The sequence below is a fragment of the Arthrobacter sp. 05T423 genome (assembly GCF_056396245.1).
Genome location: NZ_JBFTLC010000003.1, coordinates 154,045 through 178,070 on the forward strand (window position 1 = coordinate 154,045; position 24,026 = coordinate 178,070).

The following is a 24,026-nucleotide window of genomic DNA, read 5'->3' on the forward strand; positions in this document are numbered from 1 at the left end:
TGCCTGCGGCGTGCCGGACTGCGGCGCGGCGGCGCGACCCACCTGCAGGAGACACAGCACCATATGACCGCTCTGGCTACCGAATCCTTCCATGAACAGCTTCTAAGGCGCCGTTACGAGCCCAACGTTGCCGCTGTCAATGAGCTCTGCGATACATTGCAGAGCGCCAAGCCGGGCACCCAGGTGCCGTACGTCGATCCCGCGCACGACGTCGATGAATGCCGCATCATCAGCCTCTTCTCCAACATCGGCGCCGCGTCGCCCACCGGCTTCATCATGCCGGGCGACGACGACGCCGCCACCCGCATGCTGGGCCTCCAGTGGAAGCTTGGCCTGCGGCCGGAGTACATCATGCCGTGGAACGTGCACCCGTGGCACACGCCGGATGAGCCGAACGGCAAGTTCACCCCCGACCAGATCCAGGCCGGCCTCAAGCCGCTGCTGAAATTTCTGGCCCTGGTCCCCCGTGCCTCGGTCATCGTGGCCCACGGCACCGAAGCCAACCGCCTTGCCCAGCTGCTCCTGAAGACCGAAGTCCCGCTGCTGTGGCGTCGGGGGCTCAAGACCTACAAGGTCCGTTCGCTGAGCGGCCGATCCTTCGCCGGAAGCCCCGAGCGGCAGAAGCAGTACCTGGACGAGATGCAGGTTGCCTATGCCGACGCCATGGCCCGCACCGGCCTGCAGAAGGCCAGCTGACAGGCACTCGCTGATTGGGCTTGGGCCACCGCCCGGAACGTTCCCTTGCCGAGCTTGCCAGGCGGGTGGGCCCAACTCAAGCAGCGGCGGGCGGCCACCTTCCTTGGAGAAGGTGACCGCCCGCCGTCGTATTTAATTCAGTTGAGGTTCTCGCCTTCGATGGCAGCCTTGGCCCCGGCGTCCGAGTCGTTCAGGAACTTCTCGATGCGCTCAGGCTCCTCTGCCTCGTTGATGGCGGCGGACGCGCGGCCCAGCGAGTAGAGCGCCCGCAGGAAGCCGCGGTTGGGCTCGTGCTCCCACGGGATGGGCCCGACGCCCCGCCATCCGTTGCGGCGGAGCGAGTCCAGGCCACGGTGGTAGCCGACCCGCGCATAGGCATACGAGTCGATGGTGCGGCCCTCCGCCCACGCCTCCTCGGCCAGCACGGCCCACAACAGCGACGACGTGGGGTGCTTTTCCACGAGGTCCAGGGCTTCCTGTCCCGACTCCAGCTGCGCGTAGACCTCGGTCTCGGCAGGCAGGAGCGTGGGCTCAGGACCCATGAGGTTCCTGCGGAACTCGTCCGACATGGCTAGAAGGTCTTGCCGGCGGAGCCGAGCTGCTGGGTTGCTTCGACGACGCGGGCTGCGAGGCCGGCCTCGGCGGAGGCGCCCCAGACGCGCGGATCGTACAGCTTCTTGTTGCCCACCTCGCCGTCGACCTTCAGGACGCCGTCGTAGTTGCGGAGCATGTGGTCCGCCACGGGACGCGTGTACGCGTACTGGGTGTCCGTGTCGATGTTCATCTTGATGGTGCCGTAGGACACCGCGTCCGCGATCTCCTGGTCCGAGGAACCCGAACCGCCATGGAAAACGAGGTCGAACGGGTTCTCCTTGCCGATCCTGGCACCGACCTGGGCCTGGATGTCCTTCAGGATCTCCGGACGCAGCTTCACCCCGCCCGGCTTGTACACACCGTGCACGTTGCCGAACGTCAGCGCCGTGATGTAGCGGCCGTTCTCACCGGCACCGAGGGCCTCGATCGTGGCCAGCGCGTCATCCACAGTGGTGTACAGCTTCTCGTTGATCTCGTTCTCGACGCCGTCCTCCTCGCCGCCGACCGTGCCGATCTCCACTTCGAGGATCATCTTGGCGGCCGCTGTGCGCTCGAGGAGTTCACGGGCGATGCGCAGGTTCTCCTCCAGCGTCTCGGCAGAGCCGTCCCACATGTGCGAGTTGAACAGCGGGTTGCGTCCGGCCTTGACCTCGGCCTCGGAAGCGGCCAGCAGCGGCAGGACGAAACCGTCCAGCTTGTCCTTCGGGCAGTGGTCCGTGTGCAGCGCAATGTTCACGTTGTAGTTCTTGGCCACCTCGCGGGCGAACGCGGCGAAGCCCAGCGACCCGGCAACCATGTCCTTGGTGGAGGCACCGGACCAGTACGCCGCACCACCGGTGGACACCTGCACGATGCCGTCAGACTCGGCCTCGGCGAAACCGCGCAGCGCCGCGTTGAGCGTCTGCGAAGAGGTGACGTTGACGGCCGGGAACGCGAAGCCGCCCTTCTTGGCGCGGTCGATCATGTCGGCATAAATATCGGGGGTTGCAATGGGCATGCTGACTCCTAAATCGAATTTCGTCTGTGGGTTTCGTTGACCCTGGAGTGAACCTCGTCGGCTAGGAACCATCCTAGCCATTTCTTGGCAGGGGCCGTGGTTCGCGTCACCCGGGGCCGGTAACACTTGCAGCTGGCACCGAGATGGCACTTCACGGCAGTCTCGGACGCAAAGGCTGCCGTGAAGCGTCATCTCGCGCCAGCCGCGGCGCTGCAACGCTGCCCGGACCTTGCCGACGATGCGCCAGTCCCGCTCAAGCCATGACGGCAGGCCGGCCTGCGCCGAGGGGCATCCGGATGCCCCGCGAAACCCTGACCAAGTCCTTGGCCTCGGTGCGGGTCTCGGCGCAGTCAGACGTGCTGGCCGAACACGTGCCGGCGAACCCAGGCGTGCATGGCGATAGCCGCAGCCGAGCCCGCGTTGATGGATCGGGTGGAGCCAAACTGCTCGATGGACAGCGTGGCCTCCGCCGCCTCGTGGACCTCCTGAGTCAGCCCCGGACCTTCCTGCCCGAACACCAGCACGCACTTCTGCGGCAACTCGTAGGTTTCCAGCGGCACGGAATCGGGGAAGATGTCGATCCCGATGATGGCCAGTCCCTCCCCCTGCGCCCAGGCCACGAAGTCATCCACGGTGGGGTGGTGGCGGACGTGCTGGTAGCGGTCGGTGACCATCGCCCCGCGGCGGTTCCACCGGCGTCGTCCGATGATGTGGACTTCCTTGGCGAGGAACGCGTTGGCGGTCCGCACCACGGTCCCAATGTTTAGGTCGTGCTGCCAGTTCTCGATGGCGATGTGGAAGTCGTGCCGTTTGGCATCCAGGTCCGCGACGATCGCCTCGTGCTTCCAGTACCGGTACTTGTCCACGACGTTGCGGCGGTCGCCGTCCGTCAGGAGGTCAGGATCCCAGTGGTCGCCCGCAGGCCATTCGCCCTCCCAGGGCCCGACGCCGACCTCCGGCTTTGGTTCGGGCGTCCCGTTCTGTTCCGGGTGGGATTGGTCTGGTTGGGGTTCGGGTGTCCCGGGCGTTTGCGTCACCCCTCAACACTAGACTGGGCTCCGAACGCAAACCTCTCGGCGAAGGAATGACATGGCAGAAGCGGACAAGGTAAAGACATCGGCGGCCGTGTACCGCAGTGGCCAGGACATTGAGTGCTGGCTCACCGACATGGACGGCGTCCTGGTGCACGAGAACCAGGCCGTTCCCGGCGCCGCCGAACTGATCCAGCGCTGGGTGGACACCTCAAAGCGCTTCCTGGTGCTGACCAACAACTCAATCTTCACGCCGCGCGACCTCGCCGCACGGCTGCGGGCCTCCGGCCTGGAAATACCGGAGGAGAACATCTGGACGTCGGCCCTGGCCACGGCGCAGTTCCTGAAGGACCAGGTGCAGGGCTCGGACTCCGGCAACCGCGCCTACACCATCGGCGAGGCAGGGCTTACGACGGCGCTCCACGAGGCCGGCTTCATCCTCACGGACCAGAACCCCGACTTCGTGGTGCTCGGTGAAACCCGGACGTACTCCTTCGAGGCAATCACCATGGCCATCCGGCTGATCCTGGCCGGTGCGCGCTTCATCGCCACCAACCCGGACGCCACCGGCCCGTCCAAGGACGGCCCGATGCCCGCCACGGGCGCCATCGCCGCTCTCATTACCAAGGCCACAGGCCGCGAACCGTACATCGTGGGCAAACCGAACCCCATGATGTTCCGCTCCGCCATGAACCAGATCGATGCGCACTCGGAGACCACCGCGATGATCGGCGACCGCATGGACACCGACATCATCGCTGGCATGGAGGCCGGGCTGCACACCGTGCTGGTGCTCAGCGGCATCACGCAGCGCGACGAAATCGCCTCCTATCCGTTCCGCCCCAACCAGGTGCTGACCTCCGTGGCGGACCTCAAAAACCAGATCTAGAACGGGGTCATCTTCCCGCCGCCTCCGGGCAGCGGGAAGATCTGGTTCTCCAGGTCCTCGATGATGGGCCGGTACACGAACGGGTTCCAGCCCGGGCTCGCGTGTGCCGGCAGCGCCCCGGTGGTCTGCCGGTCGGCCGAGACCATGTTGGCGGCGAACGTGTGCGCCCAGGAATCGCGGGCCGTCCGGTAGTTGACGGTCTGGTCACTGGGATTTCCGATGTAGGCCATGCGGGTATCCCCGATCTGGCCCGCGAAGCGCGTGGCGTCGAAGTGGTAGATGTAGGCGGATTCCGTCTGGATCAGTACGCTGGAAGGGGCGATCGGGGACAGCTGTTCCAGCGTCTGGTCGAGGACCTGGCGCCACGTGCGCTCGTCCTTGTGGACCACCCGCTCCCCCAGTTCGTAGCCCCCGCGCAGCACGGAGGGAACCCGGAACCCGCTTTCGTAGAGGAACACCACGCCGTCGAACCAGCTCTGGTCCAGCACATCGAACTTGCTGTAGGGGCTGCAGTCGAGCAAGATCAGCTCGACTTTGACACCGTGCAGCTCCAGCAGCCGGGCGGCCACCTGCGTCGCCACCATGCCGCCGAAGCTGTGGCCGTAGAAGTAGAGCGTGGTGAGGTTGTGCGCCCGGACATGCTCGATCACGGCGATGACCAGCTGGTCAATGTCCAGCCCAAGGTTCGAGTACCCGGCCGCCGCGAGCTGGCCGCGCAGCCGGAGGCTGCCGCGGAGCGAGTTGAGAATCCACTGGGCCTCTTCCCAGCTGGTCTTGTAGCCAGGGAACAGGATCCAGCTGGCGTGGGGGAAGTAGCTCTGCGCGAAGTCATCCTCGACCACGAGGATCTTGTGGACCTGCCTCTCCTCCTGCACCTGCCGCGTGAATAGCATGTCCGCGGCGAGGACGGCGGACGCGCCGGTGCCGGTGAGGAAGGTGCGGCGGGAGAAGCGTTTCAGCTCGGCGGCGCGCCGAAGCAGCCGGGCAGCCTCTGAGCCCGGCGCCGTCTGCTGGCCCGTCTGGCCAGCGGCCCCTTCATATGGCACTGAACTACCCTAGGCACACTCCAGCGGGGCAGCACAAGCGGCCGGGCCCAGACCCAACGCCTTGCGACCCAAAAAGCAAGCGGACGACGGCGGGGCCTCCCGCCGTCGTCCGCTCCAGGATCCGCTACCGCCCCCCGATCAGGGTAGGCGGAGCTCAGCTCAGGCCGAGCTCGTCCTTGCTGAACGCATACAGGTACGGCACACCGGCTTCGGCTTCGATCTTTTCCTTGGCGCCGGTGTCGCGGTCCACGATGACGGCGACAGCCACGACGTTGCCGCCGGCGTTGCGAACGCCTTCGACGGCGGTCAGGGCCGAACCGCCGGTGGTGGACGTGTCCTCGAGCACCAGGACCTTGCGGCCCTCGACCGAGGGACCTTCCACCTGGCGGCCCATGCCGTAGGACTTCTGGGCCTTGCGGACGACGAACGCGTCGATTGCCCGGCCGGCCTCAGAGGAGGCGTGCATGACGGCGGTGCCCACCGGGTCGGCGCCCATGGTCAGCCCGCCGGCGCACTCAAAGTCGATGCCGGCGTCGTCAATCAGGGACAGCATGACCTGGCCCACCAGCTTGGAGGCCTCGTGGTGAAGGGTGATGCGGCGCAGGTCGATGTAGTAGTCGGCTTCGGCCCCGCTGGACAGAATGACCTTGCCGCGGACAACCGCGAGCTCCTTGATCAGTTCCAGAAGTCGGGCACGGGCGGCGGAGTTGGAAAGCGAGTCCGGGGTGGCAGTCATGGGCTCCAGTTTAGTCGGTGCCGGCTGCCTTGCCGGGCCCCGCGCCCACGCGCCGGGCAAAGGCGGGCGCGTGCTCGGGCAGGGGTCCGATCGCGATCATCCGGGGCAGCAGCCGCATCAGGACGGGCACATGCTGGGCGAGGTACATCGCCGCCGGCGGCGCCCCGGACCTCTTGCCGGTAAAGAGCGGGACAAAGACGCCCCGGTGCATGAAGCGCTGGACAGACTGGATGATCAGGGTCGGCAGCAGCCGCCGCCGCTGCACCGCCGCCAGATCCTGCACGGTGACGTTCCCGCGGAGCAACGCAGGGGCAAGCCGGGCCGCTGCCGCCACGGCGTCCTGGATGGCCAGGTTGATGCCGACGCCGCCGGCCGGGGACATCGCATGCGCGGCGTCGCCGATGCACAGCAGCCCGTCGACGTACCAGCGCCGCAGGCGGTCCAGCCGGACATCCAGCCAGTGCAGGTCGTCCAGGGACCGGATGGAACCGACCCGGTCGGCAAGGTCAGGCCGGAGCGTGGCGATGCGTTCCCGGAACCGCTCCACTCCCTCGCTCTGAATATGGGCTCCGGAGCCTTTCTGGGCAAAGTAGCCCATCTGGTAGTAGGTGTCCCGGAACAAGGCGATTACGCCGGCGCGGTCACCGAAGGCGGGAACAATCCCGGCTACCTCCCCCTGTTCCGATTCAGCGCGCGGGAGCTTGAACCACCACGTGTCGAAAGGCACCGGGTATTCCTTAGATCTCAGGCCGGCCGCCTGCCGCAGCACCGAGTGCCGGCCGTCAGTGGCCACCACCAGGTCCGCGCGGAGCGCACCTTCCGTGCCGTCCTTGGTCAGGTACCGGACACCGGTGACCCGGCCGCCGTCGGACATCAGGGACGTCGCCGTATGCTCCATCAGGAGCGTGAACGTGGGCTCCTGCTCGGCTGCGCGGGCAAGGAAGTTCAGGAAGTCCCACTGGGGCATCATGGCAATGTAGTTGTACGGCGGCCGGAGCGCGGCGAAATTGCCCAGCGTGACCAGGCCGCCGCCGGGCGTCGGGAAGGCGACGTTCCGCAGCCGGCTTTGCGGCAGCTCACGGAACTCGGCGCCGAGGCCGAGTTCGTCGATGAGCCGGATGGTGGAGGCATGGACGGTGTCGCCGCGGAAATCCCGGAGGAAGTCTCCATGCTTTTCGAGGACGGTGACCTCGACGCCGGCCCGCGCCAGCAAGAGGCCCAGCATCATGCCGGCTGGCCCGCCGCCCACCACCGCGCACCCTGTACTCTCCATGAGCCATACGGTACGCCTCCCCGCCCACATGCGAACAGAGCGCAAGCGGACACTTAAGCCTCTTCGCCGCTCCCTGCTGCCGCCTTGTGATTAGCTCGCTGCGCGGACCCCGAACCGGGCGAGACCGGACATCGCCTGTTCGACAACGGTGCCCACAGGTGCGGCGATGTCCACCACCACGCCCGCCTCTTCTGCCGTCAGCGGTTCGAGGGTGGCCAACTGCGAGTCGAGGAGGGCGGGCGGCATGAAGTGGCCGGTCCGTCCCTCGGTCCGCGCGGTCAGAACCTCTTTGCTGCCGTGCAGGTGCAGGAACACGGTGTCCGGCGCCTGCTCCCGGATCGCGTCCCGGTAACTGCTCCGCAGCGCCGAGCAGGCGAGGACCAGCCCGTGCGGGCCGGCGGCCGCCAGTTCCCGGCCCACGATCGCGAGCCAGGGCCAGCGGTCCCCGTCGGTCAGCGGCGTGCCGGCGGCCATCTTGGTGACATTCTCAACCGGGTGCAGCGAGTCGCCGTCCAGGAACCGGACCCCCAGCTCGCGGGCCAGGAGGTCGCCGATTGTGGTCTTGCCGCAGCCGGACACGCCCATGACGATCACGCGGAGGCCGCCGGCCGGGGCGAACCCGCTCACCAGTCGTGGACCGTTCCGTCGACGAGGCGGTTGTAAGGCAGGTAGGCCTGCTGGTACGGGTACGCGGCCGCGGCTTCCTCGTTGAATTCGACGCCGATGCCGGGCTTGTCGCCCGGGTGCAGGTAGCCGTCGGTGAAGGTCATGGACTGTTCGAAGACCTCGTTGGTCTTGTCCGAGTGCTGCATGTATTCCTGGATGCCGTAGTTGTGGATGGCCAGGCCCACGTGCAGCTGCGCGGCGAACCCGACCGGGGAGATGTCGGTGGGGCCGTGGAAGCCGGACTTGATCTGGTACTGCGCGGCGAAGTCCATGACCTTCTTCAGCGGGCTGATGCCGCCGAAGTGGGTGGATGCCGCGCGGACGTAGTCGATCAGCTGTTCCTTGATGATGGTCTGGTAGTCGTACACGGTGTTGAAGATTTCACCGATGGCCAGCGGGGTGGTGGTGTGCTGGCGGACCAGCCGGAGTGCTTCCTGGTTTTCCGCCGGGGTGCAGTCCTCGAGCCAGAACAGGTCATAGGGTTCGAGTGCTTTGCCCAGCTTGGCAGCCTGGATGGGCGTCATGCGGTGGTGGCCGTCGTGCAGCAAAGGCAGTTCCGGGCCGAACTCGTTCCGGACGGCCTCGAACACGGTGGGCAGGTGGCGCAGGTAGGCGCGGGTGTCCCAGTCCTCCTCCACCGGGAACGTGCCGCGGCCGGCGGGTTCGTAGTCGTACCGCTCCCCCGAGGCCTGGGCCTGCGCGGCCACCCCGTACACGGCCTTGATCCCGGGCACGGCGGTCTGGATCCGCACCGACTTGTAGCCCAGTTCCAGGTGCTCGCGGACCGAATCGAACAGGGACGGGATATCCGAACCGGAGGCGTGCCCGTAGGCGCGCAGTCCGTTGCGGGACGCCCCGCCGAGCAGCTGGTAGACCGGCATGCCGGCCAGCTTGCCCTTGATGTCCCACAGCGCCATGTCCACAGCGGCGATCGCCGCCATGGTTACCGGGCCGCGGCGCCAGTACGAGGACCGGTACAGGAACTGCCAGGTGTCCTCGATCCGGTGCGGGTCCTTCCCGATCAGCAGCTGCGCCACGTGCTCCTTCAGGTACGCGGCCACGGCGAGCTCGCGCCCGTTCAGGGTGGCGTCACCGATGCCGGTCACACCGTCCTCGGTGGTGATCCGCAGGGTCACGAAGTTACGGGAGGGGCTTGTCACGAAGACTTCCGCGGCAATGATTTTCACAACAGGTCCTTTCGGATGGACTGGGTCAGAGGTCAGTTGGTGGGCGCTGCGAGCTGCTGGGCGGCACCGGGCGATTTGGGGGCATCGCCGCTTTCACGGCGGGCTGTGATGTCCGCCAGGATCCGGGCGTGCATGGCGTCCGTGAGCGTGTACTTGGCCATGACCAGCACCCCCAGCAGGGTCATGACGGCGGGCAGCGCACCGGCCGCCACCTGGATTCCGAACACGGCGTCCGCGGCCTGGGCGGCGCCGGACTTGTAGCCGCCCAAGGCCAGCGCATACGCGGCGAGTGCGCCGCCTACGGCCTGGCCGGTCTTACGGGTGAAGGAGAAGAGCGCGTAGGTGATGCCCTCCGTGCGGACGCCGGTCTTCCATTCGCCGTACTCCACGGTGTCGGCCTCCAGGGCCCACACCACGATGCTCACCGCGAGGACACCTGTCACGCTGATGACCAGGCCGGAGAAGCCGATCCACACCTGGCTGGCCGGCGTGAAGAAGACGATGGCGCCGCCCGCTGCCGAGACCAGCGACGAGACGATGTAGACGCGCTTCTTGCCGACGGTCCGGACCAACCTGGGCATGAAGGCCGACAGCGCGAAGGTCAGAACCAGCTGGATGATGGAGAGCACCGGGTACAGGTCCAGCCTGCCCAGGACGTCGCGCAGGTAGTACAGCTGCACCGAGGTCAGGGCAAGGTAGCCGGTGAGGAAGAAGAAGGAGCTCAGGCATAGCATCAGGAGCGGCTTGTTGCCTTTGAGCGTGTCCATGCTCTGCTTGAAGGTGACGTTGGGAACGGCGCGGTGCACCCGCTCCTTGGCGGTCAGGGCGGTGAAGAAGTACAGGCCGGCGCCGATCACCACGAACACCAGCGTGAGGTTGGTGAACGTTGCCTGCAGATCGGCGGCCCCCGGCTTGATCAGCGGTGCCACGAAGATACCCAGGGACGAGCCCACCAGCAGCGCGCCGATCATGCGGGCGGAGCCGAGCTTGGCCCGGTCCCCCGGATCCTGCGTCATGGCGCCAGCCAGCGATCCGTAAGGGATGTTGACCAGGCTGTAGGCCAGGCCGAGGGCGGCGTAGGTGACGTAGGCGTACAGCAGGCTGCCCGATTCACCGATCTGCGGCACCGAGAACGTGGCCACGCTGAGCAGCAGGAGCGGGATGGAACCGAACATGATGAACGGCCGGAATTTGCCGAACCGTTTGCTGTACGAGCGGTCCACGAACCGGCCGGCAAAAACGTCGGCGAAGGCGTCGAAGACACGCACGGCCAGGAGCAGGGTCCCGGCCGCTGCCGCGGAGATTCCGGCGACGTCCGTGTAGTACACCAGCAGGAACATGGTGGCGGTGGTGAAAGCGAGGTTGTTGGCGGCGTCGCCGGCTCCGTAGCCGATGATGCTGAGCTTGTTCAGCTTTTTCATGAGTGGGCTCCTTTACCCGATGCCGGCCCGGGGTCGGCGCAAGAATGTGGAAAGCGTTAGGGGTTCGTGAGGGTTTTGCTGCTGACGTTCTTGGTGCCGGCGAGCGCCGTCCAGCGCTGCCGGAGGGCAAAGGCAGCGGGCTTGGGCCGGCGGTCCCGGGTGAACACACCCTTCTTGTTGCCGTCCACGCGCATGATGCCGTTGGAGGTCTGGAAGTCCGCGAAGTTCCACACCTGCTCCCCCACCATGGCGTCCACGCGGTCGAAAACGCGGTGGTACATGGCGAGGAACGCGGCCTGGTATTCCTCGCTCCACGGCTGTTCGTAGATGGAGTGGAAGCCGGGCATGGTGTCCGGACCGTACTCGGTCATGATCATGGGCTTGCCGTACTTGGCTTCCCATTCCCGCAGTTCCTTCTCGAGGACCTGTTCGGCGGTTTCGAGGTCACCGTTGTGGAGGTACCAGCCGTAGTAGCGGTTGAGCATGAGCACGTCGAAGAGGTCGGCCAGCACTTCCTTCTCGGGGGTGTCGAACATGACGTTGACGTAGCCCACGGGACGGGTGGGATCCAGCTCCCGGGTCAGTTCCGCCAGCGGCTGGAAGTACTCGCGGGCGCCTTCCTCGGAGCCGTTGGGCTCGTTGGCGATGGACCAGATCACCACGGACGGATGGTTCTTGTCCCGGGCGACGAGCTCGGTGATGGCCTGGCGGTGGTTTGCGGCGGTGTTGGCGTCCACGCCTCCGTCGACGTACGTGGGTTTGGCGATGCCGCCGAACACGGCCCCGAATCCGAGGTGCAGTCCTACGGCCGCGGTCTCGTCGATGACCACGATGCCGTGCCGGTCGGCGAACTCCATGACCTCTTCGGCGTAGGGGTAGTGCGAGGTGCGGAACGAGTTGGCGCCCACCCAGTCCAGGAGCTGGAAGTCGTTGACCATCTGGGCGTTGCTGTGGCCCTTGCCCACGGTCACGTGGTCCTCGTGCATGCCGAAGCCGGTGAAGTAGAACGGTTCGCCGTTGATGAGGAACTCCTTGCCGCTGACTTCGACGGTGCGGACGCCCACCGGCAGGGTGTACGTGTCTGCCAGCCGGCCGTCGTCGTAAATTTCTGCCGCCAGGCTGTACAGGTAGGCGGCGCCGGGCTTCCAAAGTACGACGCCGTCAATCGCCAGGGTCCCTGCGGCACCTTCAGCGGTAGCCACCGTGGCGCCGTCGGCGTCCCTGAGCGTGACCAACACGCCTTCGCCGCCGGTGCCGCCCGCAGTGGCGATGCGGTAATCCACCCTGCCGGCGGTGCCTTCGAAGCCGGTCACCACGGTGATGTCCTCCACAGTGACGCTGGGCGTGCTGTACAGCCAGACGCTGCGGTGCAGGCCGGCGTAGTTGTAGAAATCGTGGAGGTAGCTTTGCTGCCTGCGGCCGTCCTCCGTGACGGTGATGGTGCCCGGCGGGATGGTGGCCTGGGTGAGTTCGTTGTTCACGGCGATGGTGAGCCGGAACGCTTGGCCGGCCGCGACGTGCTCGGTGATGTCTGCGCTGAAGGGCATGTAGCCGCCGGTGTGCTCGGCCACGAGGATGTCGTTGACCCAGACCATGCCCTCGTGCGTGGCGGAGTCCAGGCGAACGTGGATGCGCTCCCCTGCCCAGCCGCGCGGCACACGTACCTCACGCTGATACCAGACATAGCCCACGTGGTCGCGGATGGCCCTGTCCGGGAAGACGTCGTTGTAGCTGGCGGGAACACCCATTTCCAGGTTGGTGGCCAGCGGGGCCTTGAACCATTCCTGCCGGTGCCCGGCGCGGTCGAAATCCACCTTGAAGCGGTAGATACCGTCGAGGTTGATCAGCTCGCGGGTTTCGTTTGCCTGGGGCTTGAGCATTTTTGTGGGTCCTATCGCGTCTTTGCGGACTGAGCCGTGCGGGGTTCTAGTTGTAATGCTAGTCACTTGGCAATCGAATGGCAAGCGGTTGCCAAATATTCCTTGAATCTTTTACAAAACAGCTGCCCGGCAGGCTGCCTGGAAACAGCACTGCCCGGCTCCCCAGAGTCCGGGGGCCGGGCAGTGCCGCTTGTGCGCAGGCGCTACAGGGAGACAGCCGGCTCCCCGAACGTTCCGCGCAGATCTTCCACCAGGCTTACGACGGCGGCGTCCCCGGCCAGGGCCGGGTCCACCAGGGCGAGCAGGGCACGGACGCGCTCTGTGCTGCTTCCCTCCATGCAGGCGAGCCGGTTTGCCGCGGCTACCTTGTCCGCCAGTGGATCGTGGACCGCTGCGGCGGCGGCGGTGAAATCCATCCAGGCGGCGATCATGAGGGCGGCTGCGGCCCCGGACCTGCCCGCGGCACGCTCGGCCTGCAGCACCGGCACCGCCCGCATCCGCAGCTTGGTGCTGCCGTCCATGGCGATCTGCGCCAGGTGGTGGGCGATGCGCGCGTTGCCGAAGCGGGCCAGCAGGGCGTCGCGGTAGGCGGGAATCTGCAGGTCCGGCCCGTTTCCTTCCGGCCCGTGCAGGTTGCTTTCCGCCTCGTCCCAGAACCGTTCCACGGCCGCGCGGCACGGCGGGTCGGCCAGGGCCTCGGCCACAGTGGTGTGGCCTCGCAACTGTCCCGCGTACGCCAGCAGCGAGTGTGCCCCGTTCAGGAGCCACAGCTTGCGGTTTTCATAGGGCTCGATGTCCGCCACGAAGACGGCACCGGCATCCTCCCATCGTGGCCGGCCTCCGGGAAAGTCCCCGCTGAGCACCCAGTTGGCGAAGGGCTCGGCCACCACCGGCGAGGTGTCGCGGTAGCCGCAGGACTCCTGGACGGCCGCAAGGTCCGCATCTGTGGTGCGCGGCGTGATCCGGTCCACCGAGGTGCTGATGAAACTGATGGTGGCGTCAATCCATGCCGCGAGCGAAGGATCCCAGGCCCCGGCCATGCCCGCCACGGCGTTGTGTGCCACGGTGCCGTTGTTGGAGAGGTTGTCGCAGCAGACGACGGCGAGCGGACCGGCGCCGGCGGCCCGGCGGGCGGCGAGGGCAAAGACCAGGCGGCCCAGCGGCGTCGTCGGGTTACCGCTGCCGGAAGCCAGCAGCGCAAGGTCGGCGGCGACGTCGGGCGCGCTGCGGTCAAGCTGCCCGCCGGAGCCGAGCCGGTAGGCAGCTTCGGTGACGGTCAGGGTGACGACAGCGGTCTGCGGGGCCGCAATGAGCTCCGCCAGCCGCTGCACGTCGGCGCCATCCACGGCCTCGACGATGCTGCCGACCACCTCGAAGGAGTCACCGCCGTCGGCCCGTTCCACCAGGGTGAAGAGCCCGTCCTGTTCAGCCAGGGCGAGGGCCGCGTCAGGGCGGCGTCCCGTGAAGGCGGCAATCCCCCAGTCCGCGGCGTCGCCGGCCCGGTGGGTGTACCAGGCCTGGTGCGAGCGGTGGAAGGCACCCAGCCCCAGGTGCACGATGCGGACCGGAGGCCTGGCGGCCGGCCGGAGGGCGCGGTTGAGCCGGGGGAGGTCCATGGCTGCCTCCTGTTCGGGCTGCAGTCCGACGCTCACAGTTTGAAAACCCTTCGCGGCGATCCGTCGACGGTGTCCACGATGAGTTCGTGGGCACGCTCCTCGCTGACGCGGTGCTCGGCAACCAGCCGGGCCAGGAAAGAGGCCTCGACGCGGCGTGAGGCATCGTGGCGGGCGGGGATGGAGCAGAAGGCGCGTGTGTCGTCGATGAAGCCCGAGGAACGGGAGAATCCGGCGGTCTCAGTGACGGCGGAACGGAAGCGCAGCATGGCGTCCGGGGCGTCCAGGAACCACCACGGGGCGCCGAGGTAGACGGAGGGGTAGAAGCCGGCCAGCGGAGCAAGTTCGCGGGAAAACACGGTCTCGTCCAAGGTGAAGAGCACCAAGTGGAAACCCTTCGCGGTGCCGAAGTCCTGCAGCAGCGGGCGGATCGCCTCCGTGTAGTTGACGGCGAACGGGATGTCGTGGCCGGTGTCCGGGCCGAATTTCTCGAACGTTGGGTCGTGGTGGTTCCGGTACGAGCCCGGGTGGATGGTCATCACCAGCCCGTCCGCCACGGACATCCGCGCCATCTGGTACGTCATGTGCGCCTCGAAGGCGTCGCGGTCCTGTGCCGTGGCCTCGCCGGAACGGGCGCGGTCAAACACTCGTGCGGCCTCGGCGGTGTCGAGCTTCAGCGTGGCCGGGGTCCGGACTCCGTGGTCGGCAGACACCGCACCGTGCTCCACAAAGTAGCGGCGCCGGTTTTCCAGGGCGGTGAGGTAGCCGGTGTAGCCTGTGCCGCCGTCGCCTGCTGCGGCGATGAGCCGGTCCACGTTCGCGGACCACGTGGGGTGCGCGATGTTCAGGTAGGCATCCGGACGGAACGTCGGCAGGACACGGCCGTGGAACGTGGGGTCTGCCGCAATGGCTTTGTGGCTGGCCAGATCATCGAGGGGATCATCCGTGGTGGCGAGCACCTCGATGTTGAAGTCCTTGAAGAGCTGGCGGGGCCTGAAGCCCGGCTCCAGCAGCTTGGCGGCGATCGCGTCGTAGCTGGCGTCGGCGGTTTCGGGGCTGATCTCGTGGTCAAGGCCGAAGACGCTGCTGAACTGGGTGCGGAGCCAGTAGCCGGAGGCGGTGCCTTCGAACAGCGGCCAGGCCTTGCAGAATTCGCGCCAGACCATGCGGGAGTCCGGGGACTGGGAACCCGTCCCGGTGGCTTCCGGTTGCCGGAGCAGGTCCAGGGGAACGCCGCTGGCGTGGATCAGGCGGGTGACGTAGTGGTCCGGGCTGACCAGCAGCGCCGCAGGGTCCGGGAAGGGTGTGTTCTGCTCGATAACGGCGGCGTCAACGTGCCCGTGCGGGGAAATGATGGGGAGGTCCTGGACGCGCTGCAGCAGGTCGCGCGCAATGCTGCGCGTTCCCGGGTCCGCGGGCAGGAGCCTGTCTGGGTTGGCGGCAATCGACTGTGACATACGTCAATGGTCCGGCTTGCGTCAGCAGTTTGTCAACCGGTTGCCAAAAATTGCCATGCAGTTTCGGTTACTGCGCGGGAAGGAGCCTTCCGCTGGAGCCGCGCAGCACCAGCTCGGTCTCGACGCGCAGGATCCCGGCGGGTTCGCCGGTGCCGTGGAGGAGGTCGAGCAGGAGGGTGGCGGCGCCTGAGCCGCACTCCCCCAGCGGCGAGCGCACGGTGGTCAGCGGCGGCGTGGTGAAGTCGGCGCCGAAGATGTCGTCGAAGCCCACAATGCTGATCTGGTCCGGCACCACAACACCCGCGGCCTGGAGTTCCTGCATGAGTCCGATGGCCAGGAGATCGTTGTAGGTCAGTACTGCGGTGGCGCCGCTGTTCCGCACATCGCGCGCCGCCTGCCTGCCGCCGTCGACCGTTGGCTTGCCGGACTCCAGCCGGACGGCGTCGAGCCGGGACCATTCGCAGGCTGCCTGGACGCCCTCCCAGCGGCGGGCGGACATCCAGGACTGCGGCGGCCCGGCGAGGAAGGCGACCTTCCTGTGGCCGTTGGCGGCCAGGCTGCGCACCGCCTCGCTGATGCCTTTGTTGACGTCGGGAACCACGCAGGGCACGCCGTCGACCTCGCGGTTGATGACCACCACCGGCTTGTCGCGGGCCAGCGCGCGGATGTCGTCGTCGTCCATGCGGGGGCTGGCGAGGACGAGCCCGTCCGCGGTGGTCATCATCCGGCGGGCTGCGGTGAGTTCGGTGGCGGCTGATTCGGCGGACTCCGCCAGAACCAGGGTGTAGTCCCTTTGCGTGGCGGTGATTTCGGCCCCGCGGATGACGTCGAAAAACGTGGGGTTGGTGATGTCGGCGACGATGAGCCCGAAGGTGTTGGTGCGGCCCGTAGGCAGGGCCCGTGCGAAGGGATTCACCTGGTAGTTCAGCTCCGCCGCGGCATCCTCAATGAGCTTCTGCGTTTTGGCGCTGACCCGCCCCGGTTTGCTGAGCGCCCGCGAGACCGTGGAGGGGTTAACACCGGCAAGCTTGGCGATGTCGTAGATGGTGGCGCTGGACTTGCCGTCACGGGCGTGCTTCCTGGCCGGACCTGTGGGTGCGGCAGCTTCCGGCGTCTTGGGTTCAGTCACTGCCCCATCCTAACGAGGAACGCGCCCAACTGACTCGCAGTTAATGTCGTTTTGAGCGCTGAGAACGACATTAACTGCGAGTCAGTTGGGCACGAGTTGCCTCATTGTTGGCCAGCGGTTGCCGGGGCGGCCAGATTACGAGCGCTCGGGGAACTTGCCTTCGTCCGCAATCCGCTTGTTGAGCTCTGTCAGGAACTCGTCCTCGTCGAAGTCCAGGCCCACTTCCCTGCCGGTCCAGCTGGAAAGGTGAATGGCGTTGGCCAGGCGGACGCCGTTGATGCCGTCGGACCCCGGGGCCAGCAGCGGGGTGCCGTCCAGAATGTTGGCGGCGAAGTTCTCCAGGACGCCGGAGTGCTGGGCGCCCCAGGCGGACTCGAACTCCACTACTTCGGTGCTGTAGTACTCCTCGGGGTTCAGCTCGCCCATGAAGAGCTTGCGGACATCGTCCATGTCCATGCCGTCGCTGAGTTCGCGCTCAGGTTTGACCAAGCGGGTCACGGTGGCAGTCTTGGACCCTTCGACGACGATCTTGCCCTGGTCGCCCAGGATCTCGAAGCGGTCCGTCCCCGTCAGGTCGTGCGTGGCGGTGACGAAAACGCCGGTGGCGCCGTCGCCGTAGTCCACCACCGCTGTTACTTCATCTTCGACGACGATGTCGCGGCGGAAGCCGTAGGCCACCTTCGCGTAGACAGACTTCGGCACGCCACAGATCCACTGCCACAGGTCCAGCTGGTGTGGTGCCTGGTTGACCAGGACGCCGCCGCCCTCTCCGCCCCAGGTGGCCCGCCATTCACTGGAGTTGTAGTAGCCCTGCGGCCGCCACCAGTTGGTGATGATCCAGTTGGTGCGGCGGATGGCGCCGATCTCGCCGTTGCTGACGATCTCCTTGAGCTTTTGGTACAGCGGGTTGTTGCGCTGGTTGAACATGATGGCGAAGGACAGCTCGGGCTTGCCGGCGGCAAACTCGTTGAGTTCCTTGACCTGCTTGGTATAAACGCCCGCAGGCTTCTCGACGAGTGCGTGGATGTTGCGCTTGAGCGTTTCGATGCCCATTTCCGGGTGGAGGAAGTGCGGGACGCACGTGACGACGGCGTCCACGTCGCCGCTCTCCAGCATGGCGATGTAGTCGTCGTAGAAGGGCGCGTCCGGGTACTGGGCGGCCGCGAGTTCCTTCTTGGCGGGGTCGGTGTCGCAGATGGCGCCGATCTCCATGTTGGGAACCAGTCCGTCGGTGATGAATTTGGCATAGGCGCCGCCCTGCTGGCCGAGGCCGATGATGCCGAGGCGTACTTTCTTACTCACTGGTGTTTCTTCCTATCGTGTTGAAGTCTGGAAAAGGTTGCCGTGGCCCATGGCCACCAGGTTGTCGTAGGAGGTCTGCAGGGCGTCCCAGACGGTGCGGCCGTACAGTTGGTCCTGCTCCACCAGGAGGTACTGGGCGCCGGCGGCCTGCGCGGCCGGGATGATGGCCGGGAAGTCCAGGTTGCCTTCACCCACTTCGGCGAACTGGACCACGTCCTTGAACTCGGCCATGAAGCCGGCGACGTCCCCGGATTCCAGGAGCCCGAAGGCCGATTCGGGCAACTCGCCGATGCGGTAGTCCTTCAGGTGCACCATGGCGGTGCGTCCGGCGTACTTCGCCAGGGTCCGGACGGGGTCAAGTCCGCCGCGCTGCACCCAGTGGACGTCGATTTCCATGCCCATGGCCGGGGAGTTCTCGGCGATGATGTCCAGCATGTATTTGCCGTCGAACTTCGCGAACTCGATGTGGTGGTTGTGGTAGTACAGGCCGATGCCGTGCTCCTGCAGGCGCCCGGCGTACCCGTTGGCTTCCCGGGCGAAGTCGACCACGGCGTCGATGGACTTCATCGCAAGGAAGGGCAGCATGCCGATGCGCAGCAGATTGGAGCCCAGCGTCTTGGCGTCGTCTACGATCTTGTCGAAGTCTTCCCGGAGGGAATCGCCCGGCCGGCCTTGGGGCTTTTCCAGCATGACGGACAGAGCCGCGATGTCCATGCCCAGTTCGGTGCGTGAGCGGTCCAGTTCGGCCACATTGTCCGGAGTCATTGGGATCTGGGAAATCTCGACGGCGTTGTAGCCGATCGCGCTGACCTTGCGGAGCGTTTCGAACGCCCCGAGTTCGCTGAAGCTGTCCTTCAGCATCATCGCTTGTACGCCAATGGTGGCTGTGCTGGCTGTGTTGGCCATGGTGGTCCTTTCAGTTTTGACGGTGCTCTTAGGCGGGGACGCCGGCCTGTTCGTTCTGGTTCCGCTGGATTTCCAGCAGCCGGTGCCGGTCCGCCCGGCGCTGTTCCTGCCGGTCCGGATCCGGCACCGGGGAGGCCAGCAGGAGCCGCTGGGTGTAGGGGTGCTCGGGGCCGCGGGTCACCACGTCGGCGGGCCCCTGTTCGACGATTTCGCCGTGGTACATCACGGCCACGCGGTGGCTGATGTGCCGCACCACGTCCAGGTCGTGGGAGACGAAGAGGTAGGAAACGCCGGTGTCCTGCTGGATCTGCAGGAACAGGTCCAGGACACGTGCCTGTGTAGACAGGTCCAGTGCACTGACCGGTTCGTCGCAGACGATCAGCTTGGGCGAGAGCGCGAGTGCCCGGGCGATCGCGACGCGCTGGCGCTGGCCGCCGCTGAACTCCCGCGGCAGGCGGTGGATGGCGTCCGCGGGCAGCCCCACCTGGTCCAGCAGTTCCTTGACACGTGTCCTGGCTGCCTTCTGCTCCATGCCCTGCACTCCGAGGGGCTCGGCCAGGATGTCGCCGATCTCCAGCGCCGGGTTCAGCGAGGTGTACGGATCCTGGAAGACCACCTGGAGGTCGCGGCTCAGCGTGCGGCGCTGCCTGGGCGTGGCCTGGCTGATGTCCTTGCCCTCGAAGGTGATCTTGCCGCCGGTGACCGGGGCCAGGCCCAGGACAGCACGCCCCAGGGTGGTCTTGCCCGAGCCGGACTCCCCCACCAAGCCCAGGGTCTCGCCCTGGCCGATGGAGATGTTGATGTCCGTCAGGGCACGGAAGGGCCTGGCGCGGAACTTCTTGCTTGGGTACTCGACCACCAGGTTGTCCACCGTCAGCAGCGGTGCAATTTCCTTAGCGTCCACAGTGCTCATGCGGCCGGCTCCTTCTGGCTGGATACAAGCATGGACATGGGGGTTTTGCCTTCGAGCATGGACGCCAGCAGGGTCCGGGTGTACTGCTCTTTCGGATTGCGCAGGATGTTGCGGACAGGCCCTTCCTCCACCAGCCGGCCGTTTTGCATAACGGCTACCCGGTCGCAGAGGTCCGCCACCACGCCAAAGTTGTGTGTCACCAGGATGACGCCGATGTTCAGCCGCTGCTGCAGCTCCCGCAGGAGGTCCAGCACGTCAGCCTGCACGGTCACGTCCAGGGCCGTGGTGGGCTCGTCGGCGATCACCAGGTCGGGTTCGCAGCTGATGGCACCGGCAATCAGGACCCGCTGGGCCATGCCTCCGGACACCTCGTGCGGGTAGGCGCCGAAGGTCCGTTCCGGGTTGGTGATGCCGACGTCGGCCAGCAGCTTCAGCGCTCGCACGCGGGCCTCCTCCTTGGAGATCCTGAGGACCCGCACCATCGGAGTGACCAGCTGGTAGCCGATGGTGAACGCCGGGTCCAGGTTGCTCATCGGCTCCTGCGGAATGTAGGAGATCCGCTTGCCCCGCAGCTTGGACAGGCGTTCCTGGCTGACCCGGTCATCGCCCGGCGCCACGGTGTAGCTGCCGTCGAACTGGATGGCGCCGCCCACAATCCGTGCGGTGTCCGGCAGCAGGCCGAGGATGGAGAAGGCCGTCTGGGATTTTCCGGATCCGGATTCGCCCACGATGCCGAGGATTTCGCCGCGGTCAACGTGGAAGGAGACGTCGTCCACCACCTTTTTGACGGAACCGTCGGCCTGCGGATATCCGACGCCGAGATTGGTTACCTTCACGAGGTGGTGTTCCGTTCCCGCGTCGACGGCGGCAACGGACTTTCCGCCGGCGGCACGTACGGGGCGCACGGCAGCGGGTGCCGCCGTCGCGCCTTTCACCAACGCGGACTTCTTACGGTGCTTGATCTTTTCACCGTCCTCGAGGGCATCGCGGATGGCGTTGCCCAACAGTACGAGGCCGCCCATGGTCAGCGCCATGGCAAGCGCCGGCCAGAAGAGCAGGGTGGGGTTCAGATAGACGTTCTTGAAGCCCTCGGAAAGCATGACGCCCCAGGTTGCCTTTGTGGGATCGCCCAGGCCGAGGAACTCGAGTCCGGACTGGATGGCGATGGCTACGCCGCCAATCGCGGCTGTCTGGATGATGATGGGTGCCCGGACCACCGAGAAGATGTGGCGGCTGATGATGCTGACGTCGGAGAGCCCGGACACCCGGGCAGCGTCAACGTACAGCTCGTTGCGAACGGACTGGACGGCGGAGCGGGTCAGCCGGAAGTAGGACGGGCTGATCAGGATGCCGAAGGCAATCATGGATATCCACACCGAGGGGCCGAAGGCCGCCCGGATCGTCAGGAGCACGATCAGGCCCGGCAGGCTCATCAGGATGCTGACAGTCCAGTTGGATACTGCCTCAAATTTACCGGCGTAGTAGCCTGCGATCAGGCCGGCGGGCAACCCGATAATGACGGCAACGCCGGCGCAGAGCAGTGCGGAAAGCAGCGTCAGCTGTGCGCCGAACAGCAGCCGGCTCCAGACGTCGCGCCCGGCGCTGTCCGTTCCCAGGATGTTCACGGAGTCCGGCGAGGCGAGCGTCTTGGCGATGTTTGCGTGGTTCTGGTCAAAAGGCGCCAGGACCGGAGCGAGAATGGCCAGCAGGGAGATGACCAGGAGGATCGCCACGGCAGCGATGCCCAGGGGGTTCCTGAACAGGCGGCGGATGACGGTGGAACGGACCACCGTGCCGCTCTGCCCGGTGTGGGTGGAAGGCACGGGAGCGGCCACAACCGCGGTTTCTACGGAATCGCTCATGACACACGTACCTTCGGGTTGAGCCAACCATTGAGAATGTCTACCAGCAGGTTCACCACAATGACGACGACAACCGTGTACATCACGACGCCCATCACCACCGGGAGGTCCGACTGGCCGGTGGCGGCGACCGCCAGCGGACCCATGCCCGGGAGGGCAAAGATCTGCTCGATGATCACTACCCCTCCAAGCATGCCGATCAGCTGAAGGCTCAGCACCGTCAGGCCGGCCGGAGCAGCACTGCGCAGCACGTGCTTGAACAGGATCTCGCGCTCACCGATGCCTCGGCTGCGCAACGTGCGGACGTAGTCCCGCTCGAGCTGCTTGATGACGGCGCTGCGGATCTGCTGGGCGCCGCCGGTGACGCCGTTGACCAGCAGTGCGATCACCGGAAGGGCCATGGAGTAGACCCACGCCTCCGGTCCGGATTCCGGTGAGATGGTGCTGGTGGCCGGGAAAAGGCCCAGCTGGATGGCCAGGATGGTGACCAGGACGACGCCAATGACGAACCCGGGCACGGAGTCGCCGATGATGGCACCGACCTGGACCGTCCTGTCCACCCAGCCACGCTTGACCGCGGCGAGGACACCGATGAGTGCCGCGCAGATGGCGATCAGGATCATAGCGGCGAAAACCATGGTCATGGTCACAGGAATCCGCGTGGCCAGGGAGTTGGCCACTGGCTCCGAGGTGAACCAGGAAGCTCCGAGGTTTCCGCTCAGGGCATCGGCCAGCCAGGTGAAGTATCGGACCACGAGGGGCTGGTCCAGCCCCAGCTCGTGTTCCTTCAGCGCCACCTGTTCAGCGGTGGCCTGGTCGCCCAGGATGTTCCGGGCGATGCTTCCGCTGGACATGTACAGCAGGAAGAAGGTGAGTGCCGAGACAACAAACAGCACCACCAACCCGCTGCCCAGCCGTTTCGCGATGAACCTGATCATGGCGTCCTACTTGGCGGGTGAGTAGTTGTAGATGGACGGAACGGCCTGCTGGATCTGCGGCGTGACGTTCACCTTGGAGTTGTGGTAGTACATCTGGTTGACACGGAACAGGGGCGCGAACCAAGCCTGTTCCACCACGTACTTGTTCACTTCCTGGGCCAGCTTGCCGGCATTGGCGCCGCCCTTCTGCACGGTGTCAATCTTGGCCTGCAGCTCGGGCGTGGTGTTCTTGAACGGGTTGTACAGCGCCTGGGTGGAAACAATCTGGTTGACGGCCACCGTCGGCTCGCCCTGGAAGAGGGAGAAGTACATGGTGGTGAACTTCTGCGCGGCGACATCGGACGTGAACGTGTTGGTCAGCGCGGCGCCCATGAGGAGCTGCTTGGCCTTGGCCGGATCATAGCTGTAGTAATTCTCCAGCTCCTCGGTCCAGGCCCCGCTGGCCTTGCCGAACGGCTGCGACGTCGGCGTGCCCTGGCCGAGCATGACCTGGTCGAGGATGGTTTTGCGGTCGAAGGCGTAATTGATGGCCTGGCGGACCTTAACGTTAGCCAGCGCCGGGTTCTTGGCGCCGTCGCGGTCAAGCAGGAGCAGGCCTTGCCAGTCGACTTCGTTGCCGGCCAGCTTCATCTTGGCGCCCTCAGCCTGTTTGCCGTTCTTGGGGTCCAGGATGGTGGCGTCCACCTGGCCGGAGACCAGGGCGTTGGTGCGGGCGGTCAGGTCGGGCAGGATCTTGAACGTCAGCTTCTGGTACTTCTGCAGATCCTTGTTCCAGTAGTCCTTGCGGGCAGTGAATACGGTCTGCGAATCCTTGACCGACGCTGCCTTGTCCATCACGTACGGGCCGGAGCCGACCGGTTCGGTCTTGATGCCCTCTGTGCCCAGTGCCTTGGGGCTGCCCATCAGGCCGGCGGCCTGGCTCAGGAAGTATTCCAGGGCGGGGTCCGGGGTGCTGAGGTTGATGTCGATGGTGTCGGCGTCCACCACGCTCACGTCCTTGACGGAGGCGAGCTGCGCCATCTGCGGGCCGTTGGCCGTCTTGAAGTGGTCCATGTTGGCCTTGGCGGCCGCGGCGTCGAACTTGGCGCCGTCACTGAAGGTGACATCCGTGCGAAGGTCCACGGTCAGCTTGGTGTCGGTGCTGTTGTACTTCCAGTCGGTGGCCAGCATGGGGCTGAGCTTTCCGTCCGGCTCGCGCAGGATCAGGGTGTCGTAGACCGCCTGGTAGGGCTGCAGCACGTGGCCCACGTGCGCCTGGGCCGGATCCCAGGAACGCACGTCCTGGATGGTGCCGATGGTCAGGGTGGTGGCGGCCGTGCCGGCAGAACCGGAGGTTGCCGCGCCGCCGCAGCCGGTTAGCGCGAGTCCTGCGCTGAGGATAATGGCGGCGGGTGCCGCCTTGGGACCGAACTTCATTGTTGGCTCCTTGAAGGGAATCGGAGGGAGTCTGTGGAACTTGAGGCGCTTTCGGAGTGGGCCATTGTGGCGTG

At 66.2% G+C, this 24,026-nt stretch carries 21 protein-coding genes; 2 read left to right on the plus strand and 19 right to left on the minus strand.

Going from position 1 to position 24,026, the window contains the following annotated elements:
* Positions 1 to 63 precede the first annotated feature (63 nt).
* The gene (locus AC1DFE_RS04550) at positions 64 to 696 is read left to right on the plus strand and encodes a uracil-DNA glycosylase family protein (protein WP_476904715.1); all 633 of its coding nucleotides are present in this window, start codon (positions 64 to 66) and stop codon (positions 694 to 696) included.
* A gap of 137 nt (positions 697 to 833) precedes the next feature.
* Here the strand turns inward: AC1DFE_RS04550 and AC1DFE_RS04555 are convergent, their stop codons facing one another.
* The 3 genes from AC1DFE_RS04555 to AC1DFE_RS04565 all read right to left on the minus strand — a co-directional run bounded on the left by AC1DFE_RS04555 (position 834) and on the right by AC1DFE_RS04565 (position 3,324).
* Positions 834 to 1,265: a DUF3151 domain-containing protein gene (locus AC1DFE_RS04555; RefSeq protein ID WP_476904716.1), complete on the minus strand. Its 432-nt coding sequence runs from the start codon at positions 1,263 to 1,265 to the stop codon at positions 834 to 836.
* 2 nt (positions 1,266 to 1,267) lie between these two features.
* Complete coding sequence (gene fbaA, locus AC1DFE_RS04560; RefSeq protein WP_476904717.1) at positions 1,268 to 2,287, minus strand: class II fructose-bisphosphate aldolase; 1,020 nt, start codon at positions 2,285 to 2,287, stop codon at positions 1,268 to 1,270.
* A 350-nt stretch (positions 2,288 to 2,637) separates the two neighbouring features.
* On the minus strand, positions 2,638 to 3,324 hold the full coding sequence (locus AC1DFE_RS04565) for a TrmH family RNA methyltransferase (RefSeq protein WP_476904718.1): 687 nt from the start codon (positions 3,322 to 3,324) through the stop codon (positions 2,638 to 2,640).
* Positions 3,325 to 3,376: 52 nt separating this feature from the next.
* Between AC1DFE_RS04565 and AC1DFE_RS04570 the strand changes: the two genes are divergently transcribed.
* On the plus strand, positions 3,377 to 4,207 hold the full coding sequence (locus tag AC1DFE_RS04570; protein ID WP_476904719.1) for an HAD-IIA family hydrolase: 831 nt from the start codon (positions 3,377 to 3,379) through the stop codon (positions 4,205 to 4,207).
* Here AC1DFE_RS04570 and AC1DFE_RS04575 read toward each other — a convergent pair.
* From AC1DFE_RS04575 to AC1DFE_RS04650, 16 genes are all read right to left on the minus strand, one after another.
* On the minus strand, positions 4,204 to 5,253 hold the full coding sequence (locus AC1DFE_RS04575; RefSeq protein WP_476904720.1) for an alpha/beta fold hydrolase: 1,050 nt from the start codon (positions 5,251 to 5,253) through the stop codon (positions 4,204 to 4,206). The genes AC1DFE_RS04570 and AC1DFE_RS04575 overlap by 4 nt on opposite strands.
* Positions 5,254 to 5,407: 154 nt before the next feature.
* On the minus strand, positions 5,408 to 5,989 hold the full coding sequence (gene pyrE, locus AC1DFE_RS04580) for an orotate phosphoribosyltransferase (protein ID WP_476904721.1): 582 nt from the start codon (positions 5,987 to 5,989) through the stop codon (positions 5,408 to 5,410).
* A 10-nt stretch (positions 5,990 to 5,999) separates the two neighbouring features.
* Positions 6,000 to 7,262, minus strand: a complete 1,263-nt coding sequence (locus AC1DFE_RS04585; protein WP_476904722.1) for an FAD-dependent oxidoreductase — start codon at positions 7,260 to 7,262, stop codon at positions 6,000 to 6,002.
* Positions 7,263 to 7,352: 90 nt separating this feature from the next.
* Positions 7,353 to 7,889 carry a gluconokinase gene (locus AC1DFE_RS04590; RefSeq protein ID WP_476904723.1) on the minus strand — a complete coding sequence of 179 codons (537 nt, stop codon included), beginning with the start codon at positions 7,887 to 7,889 and terminating at the stop codon, positions 7,353 to 7,355.
* A complete protein-coding gene (gene manD / locus AC1DFE_RS04595) occupies positions 7,886 to 9,115 on the minus strand; it encodes a D-mannonate dehydratase ManD (protein ID WP_476904724.1) in 1,230 nt (409 codons plus the stop codon). The genes AC1DFE_RS04590 and manD overlap by 4 nt, the downstream gene beginning before the upstream one ends.
* 32 nt (positions 9,116 to 9,147) lie before the next feature.
* Positions 9,148 to 10,536 carry a glucuronide transporter gene (uidB, locus tag AC1DFE_RS04600; protein WP_476904725.1) on the minus strand — a complete coding sequence of 463 codons (1,389 nt, stop codon included), beginning with the start codon at positions 10,534 to 10,536 and terminating at the stop codon, positions 9,148 to 9,150.
* 56 nt (positions 10,537 to 10,592) lie between these two features.
* Complete coding sequence (gene uidA, locus AC1DFE_RS04605; protein ID WP_476904726.1) at positions 10,593 to 12,416, minus strand: beta-glucuronidase; 1,824 nt, start codon at positions 12,414 to 12,416, stop codon at positions 10,593 to 10,595.
* A gap of 203 nt (positions 12,417 to 12,619) precedes the next feature.
* Positions 12,620 to 14,032, minus strand: coding sequence for a mannitol dehydrogenase family protein (locus AC1DFE_RS04610; RefSeq protein ID WP_476904770.1), 1,413 nt, complete (start codon positions 14,030 to 14,032; stop codon positions 12,620 to 12,622).
* Positions 14,033 to 14,064: 32 nt separating this feature from the next.
* Positions 14,065 to 15,486: a glucuronate isomerase gene (gene uxaC, locus AC1DFE_RS04615; RefSeq protein WP_476904727.1), complete on the minus strand. Its 1,422-nt coding sequence runs from the start codon at positions 15,484 to 15,486 to the stop codon at positions 14,065 to 14,067.
* 67 nt (positions 15,487 to 15,553) lie between these two features.
* Positions 15,554 to 16,615, minus strand: a complete 1,062-nt coding sequence (locus tag AC1DFE_RS04620; protein WP_476904728.1) for a LacI family DNA-binding transcriptional regulator — start codon at positions 16,613 to 16,615, stop codon at positions 15,554 to 15,556.
* Between the two features lie 135 nt (positions 16,616 to 16,750).
* Entirely contained in the window at positions 16,751 to 17,917 is a 1,167-nt protein-coding gene (locus AC1DFE_RS04625; RefSeq protein WP_476904729.1) for a Gfo/Idh/MocA family protein, read from the minus strand.
* 12 nt (positions 17,918 to 17,929) lie between these two features.
* On the minus strand, positions 17,930 to 18,823 hold the full coding sequence (locus tag AC1DFE_RS04630; RefSeq protein WP_476904730.1) for a sugar phosphate isomerase/epimerase family protein: 894 nt from the start codon (positions 18,821 to 18,823) through the stop codon (positions 17,930 to 17,932).
* A gap of 28 nt (positions 18,824 to 18,851) precedes the next feature.
* The gene (locus AC1DFE_RS04635; RefSeq protein WP_476904731.1) at positions 18,852 to 19,736 is read right to left on the minus strand and encodes an ATP-binding cassette domain-containing protein; all 885 of its coding nucleotides are present in this window, start codon (positions 19,734 to 19,736) and stop codon (positions 18,852 to 18,854) included.
* The gene (locus AC1DFE_RS04640) at positions 19,733 to 21,598 is read right to left on the minus strand and encodes a dipeptide/oligopeptide/nickel ABC transporter permease/ATP-binding protein (RefSeq protein WP_476904732.1); all 1,866 of its coding nucleotides are present in this window, start codon (positions 21,596 to 21,598) and stop codon (positions 19,733 to 19,735) included. Before AC1DFE_RS04640 ends, AC1DFE_RS04635 begins: the two co-directional genes overlap by 4 nt.
* A complete protein-coding gene (locus AC1DFE_RS04645) occupies positions 21,595 to 22,536 on the minus strand; it encodes an ABC transporter permease (RefSeq protein WP_476904733.1) in 942 nt (313 codons plus the stop codon). Before AC1DFE_RS04645 ends, AC1DFE_RS04640 begins: the two co-directional genes overlap by 4 nt.
* 6 nt (positions 22,537 to 22,542) lie before the next feature.
* Positions 22,543 to 23,952, minus strand: coding sequence for an ABC transporter substrate-binding protein (locus AC1DFE_RS04650; protein ID WP_476904734.1), 1,410 nt, complete (start codon positions 23,950 to 23,952; stop codon positions 22,543 to 22,545).
* Between the last annotated feature and the right edge of the window lie 74 nt (positions 23,953 to 24,026).